The sequence below is a fragment of the Oceanobacillus massiliensis str. N'diop genome (assembly GCF_000285495.1).
Taxonomy (GTDB): domain Bacteria; phylum Bacillota; class Bacilli; order Bacillales; family Amphibacillaceae; genus Oceanobacillus; species Oceanobacillus massiliensis.
The window spans coordinates 557730-582194 of the sequence record NZ_HE610978.1; the positions used below are offsets into that span (position 1 = coordinate 557730).

Annotated in this window: 21 protein-coding genes; 7 read left to right on the forward strand and 14 right to left on the reverse strand. The window is 40.8% G+C overall.

Annotation, left to right across the window (positions count from 1 at the left end; all coding sequences use genetic code 11):
- Positions 1-21: 21 nt before the first annotated feature.
- Complete coding sequence (locus OMHG_RS12660) at positions 22-1077, reverse strand: FUSC family protein (protein WP_010651243.1); 1056 nt, start codon at positions 1075-1077, stop codon at positions 22-24.
- A gap of 375 nt (positions 1078-1452) precedes the next feature.
- Here OMHG_RS12660 and OMHG_RS12665 point away from each other — a divergent pair, with 375 nt between their 5' ends.
- Complete coding sequence (locus OMHG_RS12665; protein ID WP_010651244.1) at positions 1453-1641, forward strand: hypothetical protein; 189 nt, start codon at positions 1453-1455, stop codon at positions 1639-1641.
- Here the strand turns inward: OMHG_RS12665 and OMHG_RS12670 are convergent.
- The 9 genes from OMHG_RS12670 to OMHG_RS12710 all read right to left on the reverse strand — a co-directional run bounded on the left by OMHG_RS12670 (position 1638) and on the right by OMHG_RS12710 (position 14475).
- Positions 1638-2420 carry a serine/threonine protein kinase gene (locus tag OMHG_RS12670; RefSeq protein WP_237566186.1) on the reverse strand — a complete coding sequence of 261 codons (783 nt, stop codon included), beginning with the start codon at positions 2418-2420 and terminating at the stop codon, positions 1638-1640. The genes OMHG_RS12665 and OMHG_RS12670 overlap by 4 nt on opposite strands.
- 100 nt (positions 2421-2520) lie before the next feature.
- A complete protein-coding gene (locus OMHG_RS12675; RefSeq protein WP_010651246.1) occupies positions 2521-3912 on the reverse strand; it encodes an NAD-dependent succinate-semialdehyde dehydrogenase in 1392 nt (463 codons plus the stop codon).
- Between the two features lie 286 nt (positions 3913-4198).
- The gene (locus tag OMHG_RS12680) at positions 4199-4927 is read right to left on the reverse strand and encodes an HAD-IIB family hydrolase (protein ID WP_237566187.1); all 729 of its coding nucleotides are present in this window, start codon (positions 4925-4927) and stop codon (positions 4199-4201) included.
- Positions 4893-6110 (reverse strand): glycosyltransferase, encoded by a 1218-nt coding sequence (locus OMHG_RS12685; protein WP_010651248.1) that lies wholly within the window; start codon positions 6108-6110, stop codon positions 4893-4895. The genes OMHG_RS12680 and OMHG_RS12685 overlap by 35 nt, the downstream gene beginning before the upstream one ends.
- A gap of 290 nt (positions 6111-6400) precedes the next feature.
- Positions 6401-7576: a hydroxymethylglutaryl-CoA synthase gene (locus tag OMHG_RS12690; RefSeq protein WP_010651249.1), complete on the reverse strand. Its 1176-nt coding sequence runs from the start codon at positions 7574-7576 to the stop codon at positions 6401-6403.
- A gap of 254 nt (positions 7577-7830) precedes the next feature.
- Positions 7831-8487: a ribonuclease H family protein gene (locus tag OMHG_RS12695; RefSeq protein WP_010651250.1), complete on the reverse strand. Its 657-nt coding sequence runs from the start codon at positions 8485-8487 to the stop codon at positions 7831-7833.
- A gap of 260 nt (positions 8488-8747) precedes the next feature.
- Positions 8748-11840: an AAA family ATPase gene (locus tag OMHG_RS12700; protein ID WP_010651251.1), complete on the reverse strand. Its 3093-nt coding sequence runs from the start codon at positions 11838-11840 to the stop codon at positions 8748-8750.
- A 29-nt stretch (positions 11841-11869) separates the two neighbouring features.
- Positions 11870-13087 (reverse strand): exonuclease SbcCD subunit D, encoded by a 1218-nt coding sequence (locus OMHG_RS12705; RefSeq protein WP_010651252.1) that lies wholly within the window; start codon positions 13085-13087, stop codon positions 11870-11872.
- A gap of 170 nt (positions 13088-13257) precedes the next feature.
- Positions 13258-14475, reverse strand: coding sequence for an EAL domain-containing protein (locus OMHG_RS12710; RefSeq protein ID WP_010651253.1), 1218 nt, complete (start codon positions 14473-14475; stop codon positions 13258-13260).
- Positions 14476-15388: 913 nt separating this feature from the next.
- Here OMHG_RS12710 and qoxA point away from each other — a divergent pair.
- From qoxA to qoxD, 4 genes are read left to right on the forward strand one after another with little or no spacing between them, the layout of a single operon-like run.
- Positions 15389-16324 carry a cytochrome aa3 quinol oxidase subunit II gene (qoxA, locus tag OMHG_RS12715; RefSeq protein WP_010651254.1) on the forward strand — a complete coding sequence of 312 codons (936 nt, stop codon included), beginning with the start codon at positions 15389-15391 and terminating at the stop codon, positions 16322-16324.
- Positions 16325-16383: 59 nt separating this feature from the next.
- Positions 16384-18333: a cytochrome aa3 quinol oxidase subunit I gene (qoxB, locus tag OMHG_RS12720; RefSeq protein ID WP_010651255.1), complete on the forward strand. Its 1950-nt coding sequence runs from the start codon at positions 16384-16386 to the stop codon at positions 18331-18333.
- Positions 18330-18926 carry a cytochrome (ubi)quinol oxidase subunit III gene (locus tag OMHG_RS12725; RefSeq protein ID WP_010651256.1) on the forward strand — a complete coding sequence of 199 codons (597 nt, stop codon included), beginning with the start codon at positions 18330-18332 and terminating at the stop codon, positions 18924-18926. Before qoxB ends, OMHG_RS12725 begins: the two co-directional genes overlap by 4 nt.
- A gap of 1 nt (position 18927) precedes the next feature.
- The gene (qoxD, locus tag OMHG_RS12730) at positions 18928-19212 is read left to right on the forward strand and encodes a cytochrome aa3 quinol oxidase subunit IV (RefSeq protein ID WP_010651257.1); all 285 of its coding nucleotides are present in this window, start codon (positions 18928-18930) and stop codon (positions 19210-19212) included.
- Positions 19213-19376: 164 nt separating this feature from the next.
- Here the strand turns inward: qoxD and OMHG_RS12735 are convergent, their stop codons facing one another.
- Positions 19377-19607, reverse strand: coding sequence for a hypothetical protein (locus tag OMHG_RS12735; protein WP_010651258.1), 231 nt, complete (start codon positions 19605-19607; stop codon positions 19377-19379).
- Positions 19608-19865: 258 nt separating this feature from the next.
- Between OMHG_RS12735 and OMHG_RS12740 the strand changes: the two genes are divergently transcribed.
- Positions 19866-20057 carry an aspartyl-phosphate phosphatase Spo0E family protein gene (locus tag OMHG_RS12740; RefSeq protein WP_010651259.1) on the forward strand — a complete coding sequence of 64 codons (192 nt, stop codon included), beginning with the start codon at positions 19866-19868 and terminating at the stop codon, positions 20055-20057.
- 192 nt (positions 20058-20249) lie between these two features.
- Here OMHG_RS12740 and OMHG_RS12745 read toward each other — a convergent pair whose 3' ends face one another.
- The gene (locus tag OMHG_RS12745; RefSeq protein WP_010651260.1) at positions 20250-21611 is read right to left on the reverse strand and encodes a YfcC family protein; all 1362 of its coding nucleotides are present in this window, start codon (positions 21609-21611) and stop codon (positions 20250-20252) included.
- 372 nt (positions 21612-21983) lie between these two features.
- Between OMHG_RS12745 and OMHG_RS12750 the strand changes: the two genes are divergently transcribed.
- A complete protein-coding gene (locus tag OMHG_RS12750) occupies positions 21984-22421 on the forward strand; it encodes a S1 domain-containing RNA-binding protein (RefSeq protein WP_010651261.1) in 438 nt (145 codons plus the stop codon).
- Between the two features lie 49 nt (positions 22422-22470).
- Here OMHG_RS12750 and OMHG_RS12755 read toward each other — a convergent pair whose 3' ends face one another.
- Both OMHG_RS12755 and OMHG_RS12760 read right to left on the reverse strand, forming a co-directional pair.
- Positions 22471-23205 (reverse strand): YkgJ family cysteine cluster protein, encoded by a 735-nt coding sequence (locus OMHG_RS12755; protein ID WP_010651262.1) that lies wholly within the window; start codon positions 23203-23205, stop codon positions 22471-22473.
- Between the two features lie 252 nt (positions 23206-23457).
- Complete coding sequence (locus OMHG_RS12760; protein ID WP_147629080.1) at positions 23458-24267, reverse strand: STAS domain-containing protein; 810 nt, start codon at positions 24265-24267, stop codon at positions 23458-23460.
- Positions 24268-24465: the final 198 nt, after the last annotated feature.

A 24465-nucleotide genomic window follows, 5' to 3' on the forward strand; every position in this document is an offset into this window, starting at 1 on the left:
TGCTGTTGATTCCATCCTCTTTTATCTTGGCTTTCTGTTATCCCTTATTTCCTTCATTCGGACAAATCTTTCCAATTTATCAAGCTCGTAAAACAATTCCACAATACTGTTGGCAGTGGGAAAAACATATGTCCATTTTTCAAAATCAGAGCCTTGGAGTGCCTCAATCAGATTATTGATTGTAATGCGCATCGCATGCTTTGTTTCCCTTTGAAGATCACTGTCCAGAATAATCCGATCCTCATACATCAGCAAAACATTTTCACTGTACGTATTTATTTCACTTACAAGCTTTTTAATCAGATGGGATTTACCGCTTGCAATGACTTCAATCTCTTTCAGGTTTTTCTCCAAATGCTGAATTAACGTATGCTTTTTCCTCAGTACCCTGATCATATGCTTATAAATAATTATATTTCGCAAAAAGTCTTTTCTATTCCGGATAAATAAGCTATTCTTTTCATCGGAAATGATTTCAAAATAGTCTCTTGTTTTATTTACAAGCTTCTCAATCTCTCTATCCTCATCTTTCATTTGCGGGACACTCATTGTTTTATTCGGGATCACACGCAGGAGGAAATTTGTCTTCTCGCTTGCTTTTTTTATCATAGCGAAAAGGATTTTCTGATGGTCCGGCGGATAGATAAGGACATTGATAACAAATGCCGATAGTACACCAATCGCAACAAGCGATAACCTTTCATAAATATAGATAAAATTAACGCCCTCATCGCTTGCAAGCATCATCGTGACGATTGTCAGTACCGTTAAACTGACTGTTTTGTTTAAACCGAGACTGATATTAATCGCAATAGAGATTATAACGACTGCACCTACAGAAATTGGATTGTTCCCCACAAGGAAGATACCCAATAAGGCCAAGATAAGACCTACTCCATTCGAAATCAAGACTTCTTTTATATATTTAAACGAACGCATGATCGATGGCTGCATTGCCAGCACTGCCGCAATTGCCGCCACTATTTCAAGTTTCAGGCCAATCAAGCCTGTTACAATTAAGGTCAAAGCAACCGCTAGCCCGGTCTTTACCATCCGCGGCCCAATATTAAATTCCATTATCCACTGCACCTCACTAGCAGTAGTATACCCTTTAATGGGGTGCCTGTCACTCCCCGAATTTTGTCGAATAAACACCTGTCAGACAGAGCTCTTAAAGAGATGAACGGTTGTCTATTTCTTCTGATTTATTTCTATAATAAATTCCATTATTTAACTTTATTTTTGAGAAACTAACTGAAGCAGTTCCCTGTAAAGTCCAATGCCAGATTCTTTATATACGTGAGTCCATCATATTTCAGGTTAAATTTTTGGACGCCTGCCAGATTTGACCAAAAAATTAGATGCTATCAGAATAGATGAATGGCTATCATGTCAGAATGTGATATAATGGCCGTAATTTCAATTGTTATACGAAAGGAGATCCGTATCCGTATGTTCAAAAAATTAAAAAAGCAATTGAGGCAGCTTACACAAGGAAGCAGCAGCAGAAGACATAACCGTTATAGTAAAAGCAGCGGAAATAGTCATCGCTTTGGGAGCAGCAGTAGTGGACGCCGTAAGCATAATCCGCTGAGCGGCAGCAGCCGGTATAAAAACAGAAGAAGATACAGCAGCAGTTAAGTCCGTTTATACAATTGCAAAGCCCTGTTTAAATCTGCGGTGATCTCTGCGGCAGACGTATAGGCAGTTTCAATACCCAATAGTCTTTTCAGCAAGTGCGTGGTTTCTTTTTTCAAGGTAAGCTCTTCCGTCCATGGAAGAGCTTTTTTGCTATCGGAATCAAATTCAGTGTAGAGGAGAAATAATAGAATATCTCCGAGATCATAATAATCCTGCTGTCTCATTGCCTCTTCCACATGTTGTTGATCCTGCTCATTCCCTGCCATATTTTTGGCAAGTCCAAAATCTATCACATATGGCTCTGATTCTTTCAGGATGATATTGGGTATCCTCAAGTCCAAATGATAAATACGCTGGGAATGAAGGTAGTCGATGACCTGCAGCAAATCTGAAAATAAGCTTAGCGCCGTTTTCTCATTAAACATCTGGTTATGAATGAAAATCTTTTCATCCAAATTTTCCGCTTCAATGTAATCCATTACATAAAAGTGGTTCTTCTTGGTTGAAAAATGGTCATATAATGTCGGTAAATTAGAGTGATTCAATTGCCCAAGAATCGATATTTCATTTTCAAATAGTTCCAGCCCACCTTTTTTCAGGCGCTTGCTCTTCCTAAGCTGTTTAGCTATTTTCATTTCATTGTTTTCAATATCACGGCAAAGGTAGATTAACCCGAAACTGCCGGCGCCAACTGTCTTTATAATTTCATAGCGGGCATTCAACAGTTGACCATCCTTGTAATATCTATCGAGCAGAAATTTCATCAATATTGCAGTCACATCCCTTGAAAATCAACTATGTTCCCAATTATAGGGAGAGTTGTCCGGTATGTGAAATGTAAAGGCCTGCTGAAGCATCCTCCAGCAGGCCTTTATTATTTTATAATCCGATTGAAATATATTTTACTTCCAAGTATTCATCTATACCATGGTGTCCACCTTCGCGGCCAATACCACTTTCCTTAAAACCGCCAAATGGAGCTTGTGCCGTGGATGGCAGCCCATCATTGATGCCTACAATACCGAATTCAAGCTTTTCACTTATCCGCACAGCCTTCGAGATATTCTCTGTAAAGAGGTAAGCTGCCAGGCCAAAGGGAGAATGATTGGCACGTTCAATTGCTTCTTCCTCGGTCCTGAAGGTGGAAACTGGCGCTAGTGGACCAAAGGTTTCCTCATTCATACAGAGCATGTCTTCGGTAATGTTCGTAAGGATGGTAGGCTCAACAAATAATCCATTCCCTTCCTCATATGAATTACCTCCGCAGACAAGCTCTGCCCCCTGATCCAGTGCGTCCTTAATATGCCTGTTTACCTTTTTATAAGCCTCTTTATCGATCAGCGGGCCAATATCCACACCCTCATCGAGTCCGTTTCCAACTTTTAATTGTGATACTTTCTGCTTAAATTTTTCATTGAAGGCATCAACAATATCCTCATGGACGTAAATCCGATTGCTGCAGACACATGTCTGGCCTGCATTTCGGAATTTGGATCCTACTGCACCTTCAACAGCTTTATCCAAATCTGCATCATCCATCACAATCAGCGGTGCATGTCCGCCAAGCTCAAGTGAGATTTTTTTCATTGTATCTGCTGATTTCCGCATGAGAATTTTACCGACCTCTGTGGACCCTGTAAAAGAAATCTTTCTCACTCTGGAGTCTTCCATCCAAGCATCACTTATTTCCCCGGAATCCCCTGGTAAAATAGTCAGAACACCCTTTGGGATTCCCGCTTTATATGCAAGCTCGCCAAGTTTGATAGCTGTCAGCGGGGTCGCACTTGCCGGCTTTACAACGGCCGTACACCCTGCAGCAAGTGCTGGACCAACCTTACGGGTAATCATTGCTGCCGGAAAATTCCATGGTGTAATAGCTGCAATAACCCCAACAGGCTGCTTCTGCACCACTATACGTTTGTTACGGGCGGATGCAGGAATTGTTTCACCGTAAACCCGCTTGCCCTCTTCTGCATACCAGGAAATAAAGCTATTGGCGTATGCTATTTCCCCTTTTGCTTCCTTGAGCGGTTTTCCCTGCTCCATTGTCATTGTCCTAGCAAGGTCTTCCATTTCTTCATTGATTAGCTCGTGCCATCTCAGCAAAAGCTCACTTCGTTCATATGCCGTCCGTTCAGACCATTCCTTTAATGACTCAGATGCAGCGTCCACAGCAGCAATGGCCTCTTTTTTACTGCCGCGTGGAATCGATTTTATCTTTTCTCCGTTCATTGGATTGATTACATCCATCATGGATTGCTTTTCTGACATTGTTAGAACCTCCTCCTATGGCAAAACTATTTCTATCAATTGATTATACTACTTGTTTCATTCAGGCGTAAGTGAACTGTTTCCTAAGATCGTAAAGCAAGATTATAGCATCAGATATTGGAGGTCTGACAGTATTTAACTTAAAACGGTTATGGCTGCAAGTACAGTACATTTCCTCGGGCACGAACGGATTAATGGCGGAATTCAAATAAAAGCAAAGGGCAGCAATCGTCCTTTGCTTTTATCTGATAATAGATGGAAATACCTGACTTCCATCATCCCGGCCTTACCCGTAAAAATATTTCCAGGCCTCATGAATTCCGCCTGCACAAGTTTTGGTGGCCCGGTATAAGTTCGCATTCTCTTTCACTTCCAAAAGCTCCTGTCTGGCATTCGCAACAATAACGGAAGGGTAACCAAGTGTAAGCATTTCTAAATCATTTCCGGAATCGCCAGCAACGAGTATGGATGTATCGCCGTCCGCAAACTTTCCAGCAATAAATCGCAGTGCTTCTCCCTTTCCGCTGCCAGCCGGCAAAATATCAATATCTCTTCCGGAACTGAATATGAAATTATGGGGAATCTGCTCAGCATCCAGTGCTTTTTTAAACTCTTCCACTATATGCTCATTTTCTCTCTCTTCTATTGTAAAGGAAACACGTCGGTCATCTGGCAGCTGCTGTGGCTTGATTTGCGGGAAATCTTTTGCCGCTTCACGAATCTGTCGCGGATACCAATCCTTTTTCATTTTTTGCTTCCACTCCAGATCTTGCTCCATGTTACTTCCTTGATAGATACTTGTTCCAACGTCTGTCACAAGGAGTTTGGGAGTTGGCAGCTGTTCAGATTTTATCAGTGAAATTGCTGATTCCAAGTGACGTCCTGTGATATAAACGAGCGATACTTCATATGGCAGATTTTTATAGTAATTGATTAAATGCTTCAGACCTTTTGCATCACCTACAAGGGTTCCATCAAGGTCAGTCGCCAACATGTGCGTGACTGCTGCTGACATGTTTTAACACCTCGTATGTTTTATTCAATTGCTGCGCTATTTCTTTCCAATTAAAATATTTCTTTGCGCGTTTTGATGCCTGGGATCCAAGCCTTTTTACAAGCAAACTATGGTTTGCAAGCTCATGTATGGCCATTGACAGTTCAATAGGATCTTTCGGTTCGGTGAGCAATCCTGTTTCTCCATCTGAGACAACATTCTTTAATCCCCCTACATCAGAGGCAATAACAGGAGTCCCGCAGGCCTGTGCTTCTGCTGCAACCATTCCGAATGATTCATAGTAAGAAGGCACAATCACTGAGGTGGCCTTATTGAATAATTCGGCAAGGTCTTCCTGGGTTTGGGGACCAATAAATTCTATTTTCCCTTCCATACCTTTCACCATTTCCCTTAAATCTGATTTCAATGGAAGCTTCTTGTTCAAATCGACAGCTTCTTCATCTCCACCGGCAATAATAAGTTTCGGCATGCGTTTAGAAGTTTTATGGAGTCTTTTAAAGGCTTCCAGCAGTGTATAAATTCCTTTCGTCTTTTCCAGCCGCCCAGCAAATGCGAACGTCGGTGCTGCCGTTTGTTTTCTTTTGATGTACGGTTGGAAAACAGGATCAACACCGATGGAAGAAACTTCAACATTCACATCATTTCCGGCAAATTTAAAAATTAATTCCTTTTCGGTTTGGGTTGTTGCGATGACCCTATCTGCTCCTTGCAAAATCATCTTTTCAGCCCGCAAACGTCTCTTTTCCGCTTTCACATTCGCTTCTATTTTTGCTATGCCTAGTGAATGGGAGGTATGAACCAGCGGCAGATTATATTCTTCTTTGACATATAAACCCAATAAACCGGATAACCAATAGTGTGAATGAACGATATCATAGGATTTAAGATCTATTTTGTTTTTTATTTCCTGATAGAAAGCCGGTAAAATCCGATACATTTTGTTCTTCGGCATATAACCCTTATGCCCTGCTGCAATGCGGATTACCCGGCATTTTTGTCCAAAATTTTCTTTCATAGGTGCTTCAGGGTTACTCCAGTGGGTGATGACATCTACTTTTATTCCTATATCATCAAGCGCAAGTGCCAGTTGTTTAACATAGTTGTTTTGACCGCCAGCCTGCTCTCCTCCTAGCTTAGCAAGTGGGTCTCCGTGATCTGAAATAAAGAGTACTCTTTTCCCCAAAACAAAACCTCTCCTTTATTAAGAATCTTCTTTAACTTATTTCCCTAAATTCCTATATATAAACGTATCCGTTGCCTATAGGGTGCCTATAGGGTGCCTATAGGGTGCCTGTCACTCCCCGAATTGAGTCGGATTATGTCGAAAATATCTGATCTCAACCGTGATTTCCTTTTTGCAAACTATGATGAAAATCAAGCGGACCATTACATCAAAAAGCCCATAAAAAAATCAGATTGCACCATACCCGCAATCTGATTTCTGCTATTTCTGATTTACATCGGAATTGACTATTACCGATTCAATTTGTTTATATACAAACGCATATTATCCTTCATTCCTGATAGACATATTGCTGCCGGATCGCTATCTGTATCCAGTTCAATGGAAGAACCATCAATCGGCAGGGTATTGTCAAAAATACGCTCGTACTCTGGTACGGTCACTTCTTTTCTCGATTCAAACAATTCCCGGTGATGCTGTATCTGCAAATGCTCTCGATAGTTTGACTGCAAAATACCAGTAAAGAATTCTCCTACTGCTCCAGAACCATAGCTAAACAATCCTATTCTCGATCCATCTGCCAAATCTTCTTTTTGTTCAAGCAGCGAGAGGAGACTTAAATAAAGCGATCCAGTGTAAATATTACCAACCATTCTATTATATTTCGAACTAATCTTGTAGTTTTCCAGTAATCGCTGTTGTTCTTCTTCTGTTCCTTGATCCAGGATGGTGCGTAAAGCCTTCAGACCCATTTTAGTGTATGGAAGATGATAGCAGATTGCTTCAAAATCGGTTATGCCAAAGTCCGACTTTTCTTTATATTGCTCCCAGACCTTCTGGAAGAATAAAATATATTGTTCGTTTGAAAATTTGCCATCGACAAATGCCCTATCTGAGTAAATCGGACGCCAGAAGTCCATTATATCATCCGTCAAATAGGCACTTTTTTCTTCCAGTGCCAAAATCTTAGGTTCAGCACTGATTAGCAATGCTACAGCACCAGCGCCCTGGGTGGATTCTCCGGAAGTGTTCAGTCCATATCTGGCAATATCTGAAGCAAGCACCAATACCTTACTGTCTGGATTTAATGCGATATGTCCTTTAGCCATTTGAATTGCAGCAGTTGCTCCATAGCATGCCTGCTTCAGTTCGATACTGCGGGCATGAGGATTAATCCCTAAAAGACGGTGGACATATACTGCCGCAGATTTTGAATTGTCAATCCCGGATTCAGTACCGAAAATAACAAAATCGATTTTTTCCTTATCCTGTTCGTCCAGAATTTCCAGTGCTGCATTTGCCGCCAATGTTACTGGATCCTGCGTAATTGGGGCGATGGCCATCTTTTCCTGACCAATACCTATCGTAAATTTCTCTGGCTCTATGTTTCTGGCAACAGCAAGTTCATTCATATCAACAAATAAATGTGGTGCATAAAAACCAATTTTATCTATACCTATTTTCAATGTCATTCTCCTTATCTGCTTATGTATATCGTAATTTACTCCAAATTTGTCTTCGTTTAAAGAAAGAAGACCATGCTAAGTGATGAAATTCACAAAGACTCCTCATAAGCAGCAGCCTTCATTACATAAAATGATAATATAACCCACCACAAAAAAGCAACTATGAGTGCCTGTCACTCCCCGAATTTTGATGAAATTTGTCGATAGGTTTATGGTACTTAAACATGGTGTTAAAAGTAGTCCCTCTTTTTCGATTACGGAATTTCAATGGTGCTGGTTATCTCGATGCCTTTAAGTGCCTGTGATGCCAGCTGGTCAGCTTCCCGGTTCATTTTTCTGGATACTACTTCATATTCGGGCTGGATTCCCATTTTCTCAAGTTTTGCTTCAATCCTGTCTATCCATAAGGACAGCTCCCGTTCATAGCAAGGCCACTCCCCGTTCAATTGATTGATGACAACCTTGGAATCACCGACAAATGTTACCGGCAAATGATGGACTCCAAGGAATTCCAGTTCTTGCAACCCGAGATGGAATGCCGCATATTCGGCCTCATTATTCGTGTTCAGCTCCTGAACAAGAGCATTTTTCCGAAGCCGGTACGATTTATTATTTTGCTTATAATAAATGACACAACCAAGTCCCGAATCTCTGGCTCCCAAATCAAAGCCGCCATCAAAATAGACCTTCACATCATGTGGTTCGGTTTTTATTCCTTCCATTAATTTTGTCAATTCTTTCGTTGTCCAGGTATTGTCCTTGCTGTCGACAAAAGCCAATTCAAATGCCCGGCCGGTCTTCATAAGATCCTGAGCAATGAGCAAAGCTTTTGCTGCTGGCATTTCATCCGAAACAAAAGCGGCTTCCGTTCCTTTCGGTGTCTTATATGCCAACTCTATTCTGACCTTCATATGCAATCACCCTCAAACGTAAATAGTCTCCCTTTATCATACCCCAGGTTGGTGCCTGTCACTCCCCGAATTTTGTCGAAGTCTCTTCTCAGCACAATTTCATTATCCTGGCCAGCAGCCGACCGTTTACCCGGACTGGTGTGCTGCTGCCCATTAGACTCCTGCTTCTTCTTTCATATTCAATATATCTAAAAAGTATGAAAGAACCACGGATTTCCGGCTTCACCAAGAAATCTGCAGTTCTTCCAATTTACCATCCATTACTTCACAACAAATTTTGTCTTGCTATAGCCTTCCTTTGTCTTGCTGACTTCAAGTGTCGCCGGGAACATTGATTTTAGTTCCTGCACATGGGAGATTACACCAATCATCCGCCCTGACTGCTGTAATCCAATCAGTGTGTCAATTGCCTTTGTTAATGACTCCTCATCCAATGAGCCGAACCCTTCATCGATGAACATCGTCTCGATTGATATATTTCCTTGAAAGCTCTGAATCACATCGGACATTCCAAGTGCCAATGAAAGGGATGCATTAAATTTCTCCCCACCGGATAAAGTCTTCACATCACGGGTCTGACCAGTATAGGAATCATAAACATCCAGGGCAAGACCACTTTGTTTACCGTGAGATTCCTGCCTCTCACTTCTCAGCAAATAATACTGTCCGTTGGAAAGACCAGTTAGCCGACCGTTTGCAGCCTCAATGATTTGTTCCAGATACTCAATCTGCAAATACCTTTCAAATGAGATTTTCCTGCTGTTCTGCCCTCTAATCACATCGTATAAATCCGTAATGACCGACAGACGCTTCTCGCTCTCCTGTAACTGCTCGTCCGCTTTTACTATATTTGCCCTTAGACTCGCCGCCTCCTGTTGATATTCTTTGGAACGATTCAATTGGCTTAATGCCTGCTCAAAAGCTTGCTTCAGTTCGATGAGCCGCTGTTCGAGAACAGACAATTCCACACGCGTCTTATCTTTTAGAAAATCCTTCAAATCTGCAACCTGTTGTTTGATGGAAGCAAGCTGCTGATTAAACTGCCTGATCTCTTCCTTCCAGTTTCTCCGGTTCTCTGCGGTCATTTTAGCCTGATTATATACTTCAACCGATTCAAAATCTGCACTGGAAAGCGCCTCTTTAAATTCTAGCTGGGCACTTTCTTGTTTGTTTTTGGTTTCTTTTAATTGTCTTCCAGCATGTGATTCATTTGATAATGCCTTTGTTTGTGCCTCTTTTGCCTTCTCGTATGCTGTTTGTACTCTTTCCCATTGTTTTTCCAAGTTCAATTTATGTGCTTTTGCGTCCGCAATCTGTCTCTCGAGTATCGTCAAAACCTGGACTTCTTTCGGGATATTTCGTAGCCTTTCCTCATAAACAGCCATTTTTTCCTTATACGTTGTGCGCTGCTCATAATATGTTTTCTCCAGTCTTTCCCGTTCAGGCTCGAGCTGCTTGATTTCCTGAATGACTTTTTCCTGAGATTCCTTCAAGTTTTTTAATTGAGTGCGAATCTCCGTTAATGCTTCCACTTCTTTCGCGGCCTTTTTCCCATCCTCCACTAATTGCCTGAACAGAAATGGAATCTGTACCATTTCCACATTATATTGCGATACTTCCTTTTCCCTCTCCGCCAACTGGGATTGAGTTGCTTTGACAATCGCTGCAGCACTCCGGTAAAGGTCATCCTTCTCATCCAAGTCCTTCTTGAATGCTTCCAGCTGCTCTTTTGTAACCAGATCTTCTTCCGTTGCTGCTTTATTCGGATGCTCTACACTGCCGCAGACAGGGCATGCTTCCCCGTCATGCAAGTGATTTGCTAAAATGATTGCCTGATTATTGAGCCATGCCTTTTCCAGATTTCTGTAGGCTTCTTTTGTACTGATAAATGCTTTTTCTTTCGCACTGACATCCTTAGCAAGCACTTGCTGTCTCTCATGCAGATCCATATATGCCTTCAATACCTTTGCCTTATCGCGCATCTCGCCCAATCTTTCCTGCTTCTCGGGCAATTGCGAAACATCCTGATCCAGCTTATTGATTCGTTCCATACCTTTTTCAGCTGCTTCATTTTTTATTTTGATTTGTTGTTTAACTTTCTCTAATTCTATGTTGGTCTGTTTCCCCTTTTTCGCTAGTTCCTCTAAATAGGTTTTCTGTTTATCGATATCTTTTACAATCGGTAAGTGGTCAATCAGACGTTCCAGCTTTTTAGCTGCTTCTTCTCTGTTCCCTTTATTGTTCTCTTCCTGCTTGTATTCATGTTCGGCTGTTTTCAGACTTGCTTCCGCTATTTTCCTCGCTGCTTCCGCTTCCTTAAGTCCCCGTTCTTTTTGCTTTACCTCAATATGCCAATTATTCAACTGTTTTTCATAGATTTCAATCGTACTTGCGCGTTCTGCTGCTTCCAGCTTGCTTTCTTTTTGCTCAAATTCCGGGATTCTTACTTTGAGCTCTTCAAGCAATCTATCTTTTTGATCCAATTCCTGGAATCGCTCATTCAATGCCTGTGCCTGGTGATAGTTTTTTTGTTCTTTATCATGTTTCTTATACGCACTTTTATAATTTTCCTCGTCTTTTTTAATCTGTTCCTGGTAAAATGCCGTCTCTTCCTCAAGCCCGGCAATCACCTGATATACATTATGATGTTCAGCTGAAAGCACATCAGTTAGAAGGGAGTCCTCCCGTTTCGGCAGAACGGATTGTATATTTCCAATAAAATGATCACGGGATTGCTTCATTTGATTAAAATTCTGCTCCACAACATTCTTCTTACTTCTTAACAGTTCATTTAACTGCTTGTAATTCTCTGTTTTGAAAAGTCTTCGTAAAATTGCCTCTTTATTCTCCGTCTCTGAGGTTAGCAGTTTACGGAACTCTCCTTGGGGAAGCATGACAATTTGTTTAAACTGATCCTGAGTCAATCCTATAATCACTTCTATTTGTTTATCAATTTCTGAGACGATTTGCCTGTCCACACAAGGAACTTCTTTACCATTTACATTTTCAAAAAACTCATAGCGCTCGCCTGTTTTCGACTTATTTCCTTTTTTCACATGGCCCAGCTGCCGTAAAATCCGGTAATTTCTGCCGTTCAAGGCGAATTGCAGCTCCACTGAGGTATGTACACTATCATCGGCGAAATCACTGCGAAGCATTTTATTATCTTCCCTGTCCGATCCGCTGGCACTGCCATATAACGCAAATGCAATTCCGTCAAAAATAGTTGTTTTTCCGGCCCCTGTATTTCCGGAAATGGCAAATAGATTCGACTCATTTAATTCCGTAAAATCAATTACTTCTGTGCTTTTATATGGTCCAAATGCCGTCATGGTTAATTTAAGTGGTTTCAATGAATTCGCTCCCTTCCGCCTTCAGAGGCTTAGTTTGTTATATAGGTATCTGTTTTTGCTTTTTCATTTGTTTCTTTTTTTACATTGGTTTCATTGGCTTCTTTTAACAACTCGTCCAGAACTTCTGTGAAAATTGATTCGGTTTCTGCTGTTGCTTCATTTCCCTTTACTTCCTTATAAAAAGATTTAAATAGATCGACGTCACTCATTTTACTGCGATCGACTGATTTATCACGCTCTGTCAAAGTCGATCCAGGAGAAAGTGCAAAGTTTTTACGTTCCACGTGCATTGCATTTGGAAATACCGACTTTATCTTCTCCATTGGCGAAAGCACGGGTGCCTCATCCAGCAATTTAACAAATACATAATCATTATTGATTGGCTGTTCTAGAAGATCGTCCAAGGTGCCTTCTACCGTTCGAATATCTCTCCTCGGTCTCAGTAGACGTTTTTCCACTGTTATCGCGCCTTCTGCATCCATCTCCACGATATGAAAACCTTTTTTATGGTGTTCTTCCGAAACAGAATATTTCAAGATAGATCCTGAGTATCTAATTCTCTCATCAAGGACATGGTGTGCCTGATGCAAATGACCAAGAGCTGTGTAATGGAAAGGTGAATAATGATGTGCATCCACGTACTCCGCTCCCCCGATCGATAACGGCCGTTCCGATTCACTGGTGTTTTCTTCCTGTTCGCCAAACGGTGTAACAAAAGCATGCCCTACTGCAACATGTCTGCTGTCAGGATCCATCTTGGCTTGGATTTGTTCAACAATTTTCTGGGCGGCATCGTTATGGGAGCGCACTTCTTCATCATTCAATATATTTCTTACGACACTTGGATCACAATATGGTATCAGATGAAAATGGACTTCACCGAATTCATCATGCAGTACCACCGGGTCCATATCCTTCGAAAAGTTTCCGACAATATGAAAGCCGTTATTTCTCATAATACTGCTGCCAAAATTCAATCTGCTCGGACTGTCATGGTTACCCGCAACAGCAATCACCGGTGTGTTCAATTCTAATACAATCGTATCAAGCACCTCGTCCAGCAGGTGGACTGCTTCAATTGGGGGAACAGCCCTGTCATATAGATCACCAGCAATAATGACAGCATCCGGCCGCTCTTCTGCCACAGCTTGTACGAATTGCTGCAGAACATGGCGCTGCTCTTCCGTCATATACACGCCTTGTACAAGTTTTCCCAAGTGCCAGTCAGCGGTATGGAAAAATTTCATATACATTCCCCTTTTCCTTATATATTGATTAAATGATAATTTGTTTTATGGTATTAGTTTATCATGCTGAGGCTTGCTGCGGGCTTCCAGAATGAGGAAGGTTGGCGGAATCTTTGAGCATGTTCAAAGCATTCCGCAACGAAGTTCTTACCATCATACATAACATTCCTCTAGAGCAAACCTTCTTGCTCATACAGGTATTCATAAGGGATATCGAGAAAAACATACAGTTCATCCGAGATTGGATAGGAGTATGTTCTGATGAGTTCATCTCTCTCGATATCCGTATACAGGTCGGATAAAAGTCCCTTTTTCTCCACATTCATACGCATGATATTTTCAAAAAAGTATGGGCGCCAGCTCCAATTTTTATTTCGCCCTTCCTGGATGAGTTCCCAGGCTTCTTCCCTGTTTTTCTCCGCATTGGACGATAGCTGAATTCCTTCCCCATTGCAGATGTAAACACGGAATGCAAAGTCCATGCAGGCTTTGCCTACACTCAATATGAGTTCATCATAGGATTGTTCAGGATTGATTTCAGGGAGAGTCATTTTAAATTGCTCACTAATCTGATTCATCAATTCCAGCTGCGCCTTTACTTTTCTTTTTTCAAAAATGACAAACTGGCGAAAATTCGTTTTAATCTTTTCCTGACAGCTATCAACTGGGATAAATTCCGGGCCTTCTTGTTCCAGATATGTACCTTCATAATAATGTCCGCCATTACGCCACGCATAATTAAGCTGATTATAGGAAGAAATTCCTTTAAATAATAGGGTTGCCCCTATTTTCCGTGACAGCATGGAAAGCGAATGGTACACATCACGGTACAGATGCGGCAGAAATTCATCTTTCAAAAATCCTGCATCTACTTTAATAATATTTGGTTTGACAAGCGCAAGTCGGTCGAGGCTGCCGTTTTGCTGCTCCACATCGACAGCGATCCTGATACCCAGCGTTTTCAAATACTTAAACAGGTTCCGCAATGTATCGAATTCCGCTGCCATATACGATTCCTTTATCTCAATAATAATTCGCTTTAAATCAAGCCCTCTCTCTGCATACGCATGTAAGACAGATAGTAATGATTCACCATTATCTCTAATCAATAAGCCTGCATCATAATAAAATGATAGATTGGTTGGCTGTTCTGTCATTAATAGCTTTTCCATGGCTTTCTGCTGCAAATGGCAATTTAACTCCAAATGGAATTCATCAGGAATAGTAGCATCCTCCAAAAACCAGTCCAGCTCTTCCAGACTTCCGTCAGCCTGCTGGAAATAAGGTCTTGCCTCATAGCCTGCAACCAAATGTGTATCTGCACTTATTACTGGATTATAGTACGGAATGACTTTATCCAGATTCAGCATAATCTCTAAGGGATCCAAACAATCACCTCCATAGCAGTTTTTTCTTCTAACTAGTATAGCACAGAGGGATAGGGCATTGTTTACTGTCAGGCTCCGTTTGCGGCTTGCACATTTGGTTTGGATAATTGGATGAGAAGTAGTGACAAACAGTCCATTTACAACTGCGTTTTCTAGCTGTGAAGTCTCACTTAACCCGTACAAGTACATGTTCCAGTTAAGCCATCATCGTATTTTCGGAAGAAATGATAAAAATGTACAATGATTGTTTTTTTTGCCGTCTGTCTGCGAGTGGCCGTCTGTTTATAAAAAAGCGAAAGCCATGGCAATATTTTGGGTTGATCTAGACAAGGGGATTCAGGTATCGTATGCAGGGCCTGATTTGTAGAAATCTTACAAGGAATAACGTGATGGAAGATTTGGAACACTACAGCGGATTCACATTGGAAAATTGGAGGAAAATCGGTACCTGCATTAGTTGTTCTTTAGTCCTAGGCAACGTAAGGGTAGGAACATCTCGTTGTACAACAAGTGCTAACGAGGATATGCGGAAGTATAAAAAAGCTTACGGAAACGCGGTTAGTTCAATTGATTGGTCCGTTCCCTCCCTCTTACTAATAAATAGTCAAGACTGTCCCACCCTTCATTATAAGTATTTTCAGAATACACAAACATTATATACCCAACCCACAAAACAATCAAATCCTTAGGTGCCTGTCACTTCCCGAATTTTGTCGAATGAAACTTTGTCATGCTATAGTTCAAACACGTTTTGACTGTCCTTCAATAAATATACAAATCTTCATGAACATTTTGTGAAGTATTTCCCAAACTATTGTTTTTTTGGTGTCCGGGTACTAGTATGTTATGTTGTGAGCATTATCGTACTGCAATTTAAATTTATATTACTAGCCTAAGAGAAAGGGGTATATAGATGAAGTTTAAATGGATCTTTCTAACATTTATTATCACTATTGCCACAGTGTTAACAGGTTGTGAGCCTCTGCTGGTTTTAGATCCTAAAGGACCCCAGGCAGAAACAACAGCCAACGTCATTTGGATATCGATTTTTACAATGGCACTGATTGTTATTATTGTAATCACATTATTGACGGTCATACTTGTAAAATACCGTGCATCAAAACAGGCGGATAATTACGAACCGCCTCATATTGAAGGGAATCCGATAGTGGAAGGAATCATTGTTGGAGTACCAATTCTGATTGTAGCTTTTCTTTCTGTCGTATCGGTTATGTCGACACATCAAGTGGAAGATACACCAGTTGGATATGAAGAACAGGAACCACTTGTCATCTATGCTTCATCCTCTAACTGGAAATGGCATTTCAGTTATCCGGAACAGGATATAGAAACAGTCAACTATCTATTCATACCAACGAACCAAGCAGTTGAGTTCAGACTGTATTCACATGGCACCATTACAAGCTTCTGGATTCCGCAGCTCGCCGGACAGAAGTATGCAATGTCTGACATGATTACCAAACTGAATGTAGTTGCTGAAGAGCCTGGTGAATATCTTGGCCGAAACGCCAATTTCAATGGTGAAGGTTTTGCAGAAAACACGTTCAATGTCACGGCATTGACACAAGATGAATTTGATACATGGATAGATGAAATCCATGAAACTGCTGAACCGCTTACTGAAGATGAGTTTACAGAGATACTTGCTCCTGGACACCTAGGTCAGATGACATTTACAGGAACTCATTTAGATTTTGCACCCGCTCCAGAGGGAGAGAACGGTGGACATCATCATGGTTCAGGTGACACTGAAGCAGATGAGGATTCAGAACATCATCATGACGAAGGACAAACAGAGGATCAAGAATCGGAACATCATCAACATTAATTCGATTTGATTCTATCATTATTTAAACTTATAGACTCTTGGAAGGAGTTAAGATAGATATGGAATTTTTTGAGAGATTCGCCATTCCACATCCAAGTCCCATGATTTATGCATCGATGGTTGCTATCGGTCTTGTATCAATAGCAATTGTTGTTGGTATCACATACTTTAAAAAATGGAATTATCTATGGACAGAATGGCTGACAACAACGGACCACAAACGAATCGGTATCATGTATCTCATATCCGCCCTGCTGATGCTTTTCCGCGGCGGCGCAGATGCAGTTATGATGCGGCTTCAAACAGCGGTACCGGAAAACAGTTTCCTGGATGCCCAGCATTATAACGAAGTTTTCACAACGCATGGTGTTGTTATGATTTTCTTTATGGCAATGGCATTCGTTATTGGATTAATGAACTATATTGTCCCGTTGCAAATCGGTGCAAGGGACGTTGCATTTCCACGATTAAACGCACTTAGCTTCTGGCTTTATTTTGCTGGTGCAATGCTGTTTAACATCTCGTTCGTAATCGGTGGATCACCTGATGCCGGCTGGACGAACTATTACCCGCTCGCCGGTACGGATTTCAGTACCTCTGTCGGCGTCAATTATTATAATTGGGCATTACAGATTTCTGGTATTGGTACCTTGATGACAGGGATTAACTTTATAGCAACAATCATCAAGATGAGAGCGCCTGGAATGACATTGATGAAAATGCCAATGTTTGTCTGGTCTGCTCTAATAACAAATGTAATTATCGTTTTCGCATTTCCAGTATTGACTATCGCACTATTGATGGGTACATTCGACCGTCAATTCGGCACATTCTTCTTTGCTACTACGAATGGCGGCATGGATATGATGTGGGCGAACCTCTTCTGGATATGGGGACATCCTGAGGTTTATATCCTTATCCTACCAGCGTTTGGTATTTACAGTCAGATTATCTCCACTTTTTCAGAGAGAAATCTGTATGGATATAAGTCCATGGTGGCGTCGATGGTTATCATCTCGCTGCTGTCCTTTGTTGTATGGGTACATCACTTCTTCACCATGGGGCAGGATGCCGTGACAAACAGTATCTTCTCCATTACTACGATGGCGATTGCGGTCCCGACAGGTATCAAGATCTTTAACTGGCTGCTGACCATGTGGAAGGGAAAGATCCGATTTACAACACCAATGCTATATTCGGTAGCATTTATCCCCCTCTTTACCATTGGCGGGGTAACAGGAGTTATGCTGGCAATAGCAAGTGCAGATTATCAGTACCATAATACGATGTTCCTGGTAGCTCACTTCCATAACGTAATCATACCTGGTGTCGTATTTGCTATGATTGCTGGTTTGATCTATTGGTGGCCGAAAATGTTTGGCTTTATGCTGAACGAGAGAATCGGCAAATGGGCTTTCTGGTTCATTACTGTCGGCTTCTGTCTCGCTTTCTTCCCTATGTACATCACAGGGCTGGATGGTCAGGCACGACGTATGTATACCTACTCGGAGGCCACAGGATTCGGGCCATTGAATATGCTTTCATTCTTTGGAGCTGGTTTGCTGGCAATCGGGTTCGTTATCATTGTTTATAACGTATACTACAGCTTCCGTTATGCACCAAGGAACGTTGGCGATGACCCTTGGAATGCGAGATCATTGGAATGGGCGACACATAACCCGGTTCCTGAATACAATTTTGCCTTAACACCAAATGTTGTTTCATCTGAGGCTTTATGGGATGCCAAGAAGAACGGACATACTCTATTCAAAGGTAAGCTTGAAGAAATCCATATGCCAAATAATAGCGGTGCACCGATTATTATGGCTGGATTATTCTTTGTACTAGGCTTTTCCGCCGTATTCTATATCTGGCCTGGTGTCATTATCGCTGGTATCGGAATATTGATATGTCTGGCATATCGCTCATTTGAAAAGGATCACGGCCGTCATATTTCAACTGAAGAGATACAAGAAACAGAAGATAGATTTGGAGGTGCGAACAAATGAAAATAGATTCTGCTCAGCCTCTTGAATACAGTACCGAACAAAACCGCATGAATATATTAGGCTTTTGGCTTTTCCTTGGTGCGGAAATCATGCTTTTCGCAACACTGTTCACATCATATTTCATTTATGAAGACCGAATAGGGAATGGTCCTGCGGGTTCCGAGATCTTTGAAATCTCTCCTGTTCTGATTGAAACCATCCTGCTGTTGACAAGCAGCTTCACAATCGGTCTTGCCGTTAATGCCATGCGTCTCCAGCGCAAGAATGCAATGCTTGCTTTTCTGGGTATTACGCTCTTGCTTGGTGCTGGCTTTATCAGTTTTGAAGTATATGAGTTTATTCATTACTATCACGAAGGTGCAGCACTTCAGTCCAGCGCCTATACGGGCATCCTTTTGACTACATTGGGCACACATGGGGCTCACGTTACATTTGGATTTTTCTGGGGTCTGTTCATCTTCCTGCAGATCAGGAAGCAGGGATTCACTCCCCAGACTGCCAATAAATCGTTTATATTCTCGTTATATTGGCACTTTCTTGATGTCATGTGGATCTTCATTTTCAGCTTTATTTACCTGAAAGGAATGATGTAACATGAGAGAATTATTTCCTATGAAACAAGTCAACGGCTTCATATTCTCACTGCTGCTTACCGTTGTGGCACTAAGCGTGTATTTCATGGATATGTCCTTTCAGATTGGGATGACCATTTTAATCATAACGGCGTTCATCCAAGCTGGAGTTCAATTGATGATCTTCATGCATGCTGGTGAAAGTGAAGACAGCAAAACCATCTATGCCAGTATCTATTACGGTGTATTGATTGCACTTCTAACTGTATTCGGTTCCCTGCTCGCGATGATATGGGGTTACCTATAAAATGATAAAAACATCCGGTTCACTACTTAAAGGTGAACCGGATGTTTTTTCGCTAAAAATGATGACCGTCTTACTCCGGGTTAGTGCTTAGTTGTTTAGCGCCTATCTGCTGCCTCATGCAAAATAAAAATGCCTATCAAGTGACAGGCATTTGAATTATACACTTACAATAATTGTCTTTTACCGTTCTTCTCTTGAATGCTTTCTTCCGTTGCAACAAGGAAGATGCCCATGATAAAGATAAATGATGCACCCATAACTGTTCCAATTCCGATACCAGTTACCTCAGCGGAACCGCTTCCAAAATATCCATAAAAGAAAAGTGCAGTTCCAATAATCAATAATGTTCCACATATATAAGATATTGCTTTTAATACTTTTCGGTTTACATCCATTAAAAACATCCCCTTTCTTTATATTATTTATCTTGTTCATAAATTTGTCAATAATTTATGTCTATTTTCCAAAAATATTAATTCACTCTTGACATTTTCGTAAATCATTAAAATTATTCCTATCATGTAATATAAAATAACATCTTCAACAGAAAAAAAGATGTCTTTTTGTCTTGTTTTGTCGAAACTATTTATTTCGTTTTCGTTTTCTGAGATAATGCATAGCGTGCCAATAATACAAAGCGAAGGTGAAAATGAATGTTTGTAGAACAGATGAACACTGACAGGGAGAAGATTGTTTTGTCTATTGTCAGGAAAAGAAATGAAATGCTTCTATTAGCAGAAAAAAATGGATTATCGTCGAATAAGACAATAGCCTGCAGTCAGGAACTCGATTCCCTGTTAAACCGATTAAACAGTTTAGAACTCACTTCCAAAAGAACGGGTTAACTAATAATTTCTCTCTAGCAGATTATTGTTTTTTATCCATTTCAGATACAGTTAATCAGCAGATGCTGCCGATTTCTGGACCGGGAATAAAACCCAGCACAACCTAAAGTTGCGCCGTTTAAAAGCGAAATTGACAAATAATAAAAAGGCAACCAACGTAATTCCAGGTTGATTGCCTTTTTATTTGAATTTTTAGAATGGTCCCCAGTTAATCATCACTCCTATAATTAATGTCAATACTGCAATGACAAGCCAAATAATAAACAGCGGGAACACCCATTTCAGCCATTTGGTATACGGAACCTCAGCAACTGCAAGGCTCGCCATTAAAATTCCGCTCGTCGGGAAAATAAGATTTGTAAGTCCATCCCCAAATTGATAGGCCTGTACGGCGACCTGCCTTGTGACCCCTACCATATCCGCTAAGGGTGTCAGCAGCGGCATCGCAATCATTGCCTGTCCACTTCCAGAGTTGACCAGGAAGTTTAACAGCCCATTGGAAACGAACATACCGATTGCAGACAATACGGGAGCTAAGTTTTCCAGTGGTACGGAAAGTGCATAAACGATTGTATCGATAATTTCCCCGTTTTCTAATAGGACAATCGCTGCGCGGGCAAATCCTACAACAAGTGCCCCATAAACAAGTTTCCTGGTCCCTTCCAGAAAATTCTCGGCAAGCGTATTATAATGCATGCCCGCAATGATTCCTGCACCTAATGCAATAAATAAGAAAAATGCCGACATATGATTGATGGTCCAGCCTAATTGTGTAGAACCATAGACAAAGAACCCCAGACATAATACAACAAATGTCAAAAGCAGCTTATGTCTAGTTGTGAATGGATCTTCCAGGCCGCTTGTATCATTTCCCTCATTTTCATATACATGCATAAGGCTTTTCGAAGGATCCGCCATAATCTTTTTCGTATATCGCCATGTATACCAGATTGTAACCCCAAGTATGACGACAAAGACCACGGTCCGCAGCACGGCACCAGAGAATATCGGAAGGTCAGCGATTTCCTGTGCAATGCCTAATGTGTATGGATTGATGAATCCCACACTGAACCCGGCAAAGTTTGCGCCAAATGTAATCGCTACAGCTACAATCGGATCCAATCTTAAGGTCCTGGCTATAATCACACCTACAACGACAAACGCAATAACAGCATTGGCTACCGCTCCAATTGCACCAGCAAGAGCAAAAATTGTTGAGACAACCACAATCAGCCAGAATTCATTACCCCGAGTCAATTTTACCGCCCGGTTAATTGCCCCGCGCAAAGCCCCTGATCGTTCAATAATCTCAAACATTCCACCAGTAAATAATACAAGAAAGATAATATCCGCAGACTCAACCATTCCTGTTTGGATTGCATTGAAAATATCAAGGATTCCCATCGGCGAACCCTCTGTCTGCACGTATGTATCAGGTACAATCCGTTCCACTCCATCGATTGTCTCTCTTTCAAATGTTCCGGATGGGACAATATACGTTGCAGCGAATCCTGCCAGCAGCACCAAAAATAAAATGACATATGTATCCGGCATTACCCATCTGGATTTTTTAAACTGTTGCTTCTCTTCCTGTTGTGTCTGTTGAATGATAACGAAACCCTCCTGTATAGTTTTATTTCAGCACCCTAAACTGTCAATTCATTCTATTCAGATAATGACGTTCAGAGATATAGTTATTCATTATACTTAATTTTCAAATTATATTCAAGAGGGGTATAATCTTAATGGTGAAATCTTCTAAAATCTCCCCTTATCTCCTTCCCATCTTGTCTGGTACGACTTAAAGGACATATGAGCAGCAGAATCCAATTGGAAAATAAATAACAAATACCTTCTCCCTTCAATTGATATTGCCTGCCATCCTTGGTATAATAAACAGGTATTAATATTGAGGGGGAGCTATTTTTGTCAATCGAAGTAGGTAGTAAGGTAAAAGGTAAGGTTACAGGTATCACAAATTTTGGAGCATTTGTAGAATTACCCGGTGGTACAACTGGCCTCGTGCATATCAGTGAGGTTGCAGACAGCTATGTAAAGGATGTCAACGATCACCTGACTGTTGGCGACGAAATTGAAGTAAAAGTAATTAGTGAGAAGGATGGTAAAACTTCCTTATCCATTAAAAAAGCAATTGACAGACCTGAAGGCTATTCCAAACGTCCAGAGCGACAAGGAAGAGATAACAGAAGTTCCCGGGATTCCCGCCCAAGAGGTAATTTCAAGCCTAAGGAAAGTTTTGAAGATAAAATGGCTAAATTTTTGAAAACCAGCGAAGAAAATTTATTTACTCTCAAACGCAGTACAGAGTCTAAACGCGGTGGCCGAGGCGGCAGACGCGGTTAAATAGATAAGGCAAGTCAGTTAGACTGACTTGCCTTTTGTTTTGGAAAAATTATCGCAATTCTTTTGGACTGAACCAATTCACCAGATAATCGGTTTTATAGACATCATTTGGGTAATCAATAAATCCAGTGTCCCCACCTTCGTATAGAAACTGCAGGAATTCATTTAAGGCACCCATATATTGCTCATAAAGAAATTCGAAGCTAACTGTTTCTTTAGGCATATTGTTTTCCTCACAGACCTTTGGATCCGCATAATTCATATAGGTCCTGCATGGAATCGGTCGAATTTCATATGCCATGCACTGATTGGTCTTTGTATCCAACATCACACAGGGCACCTGACTTGTAATATACTTCTTTTTAAAGTCTTGATCCGCTGCGAAATCTATGCCATTCAGCTGCTCCAGCCGGTCTCCGTACTTATCATAATATCCCGCCAGGTGCTCTCTCATCCTGCCCCTTCTGTCTTCAGGAAATTCCTCGATGGCTTTCTTCATTAACTTTGCTTCCATCTCATTTACAATGATTGGGAAATAACAGCAAAAGGCACAGCCCATTCTGCAGCTCGGTTTCATGTCAAGTACATCTTCCATACGGACAATCTCATTACTGACTACCTGCAAGAGTCCGGAGAAACTTGCCAAAAGTTTCGTTTCAATAGCGGTCTCTTGATCCGCCCAGTGTTCGACAACCTCATAGAATTTCTCTTCGTCAATTTCATATATTGTATTTAAGTGTTCACATTTTGCTTGAATTTCTTTATAGGAAAGAAACTGTTCCATTTTTCAACGTACTCCCTGCCTGCTGCAAATAATATATGTATTGCCGCACCACTTCTAATAGAATGTAAATCATTTATTTCATGGGAAGCCAGTAAGATATGACTTTCTCTTTAGGTCCTAAAATTCGTTCTCCTCCCTATGTTAAAGGAACTGACACATTATCTAACTGCCACTGGAGAAAAACAGCTTTTCATAAATACATTTAATTTTTATAAGAACTGAAAAAACCCAGCTTACCGGTCAATCTCAATATCAGCCTAAGTTTTCCAATGCTTGCTTAACGGTAGCAAAGGAACGCACCGTTCTTATTTCCATACCGCCGTTTACGATTGATTGTACGATATCTGCCCGTAAACCAGTCGTTATCACCTGAACTCCCATCAGGCTAAGTGTCTGTGCCAATTGATGGAGGAATGCTGCAATCTCTGTGTTTAAGGTTAAGGCGCCGGAGAAATCCGCTATCACATAGTTTACTTCCATTTCTGCAATCTTTGGAATAACGTTGTCCAACACATGCCTTGCAACGTTTGAATTGATATATCCAATGATTGGAACTATCACGATATCATTAAGAACCGGAACGATAGGTGCCGATAATTTAAGAAGTTCACTTTCTTTATCTGCTTTATACTGGTTGGAAAGACGTATATAGGAGTAAAATGTTTCATTTAAACTAATATCGAGCAATTTATTTACATGTTTGATGATTGCCGCATTTTCTGCAACTGACAGATTCAGCTCAATGCTGATTCTCGTAATTATTTCAATGAAAACTTCCCTTGTTGGCGGATAACGAACTAAGATTTCATTGATATCTCCTCCACTCATCGCCTGCATTTCTGAATTCTTTTTACTCCATTCAAGAAGAGCTTCAGGAGCCTTTTCACAGTCATCCACGAAAAGATATTCCCCTAAAAAGCTAAAAACTTCAACGTACATTTTTATTGCCTGTTCTTTCTCCCAACCAGAAATATCCAATTGCATTTTGGACATAGCAGATTCTACCACTTCCACTGCCAAGGAATCGGCATGTTTACTTATGTATCTATTTACTTCCGTCATTGATTTCAATCTTAACCACACCTTTTTCTATTAGCTAATTGTATTATACCGTAAAACTGTTTCGAGTTTATTACTTTATTGTATAAATACCTAGTAAATATCGTATAGAATCTCCTATATTTGTAATTTCTCATAAAAAGTCTCTATAGCTATCCTATTTTGCTATGTATAATTTTAGTTTATAGAGAGCATAAGCCA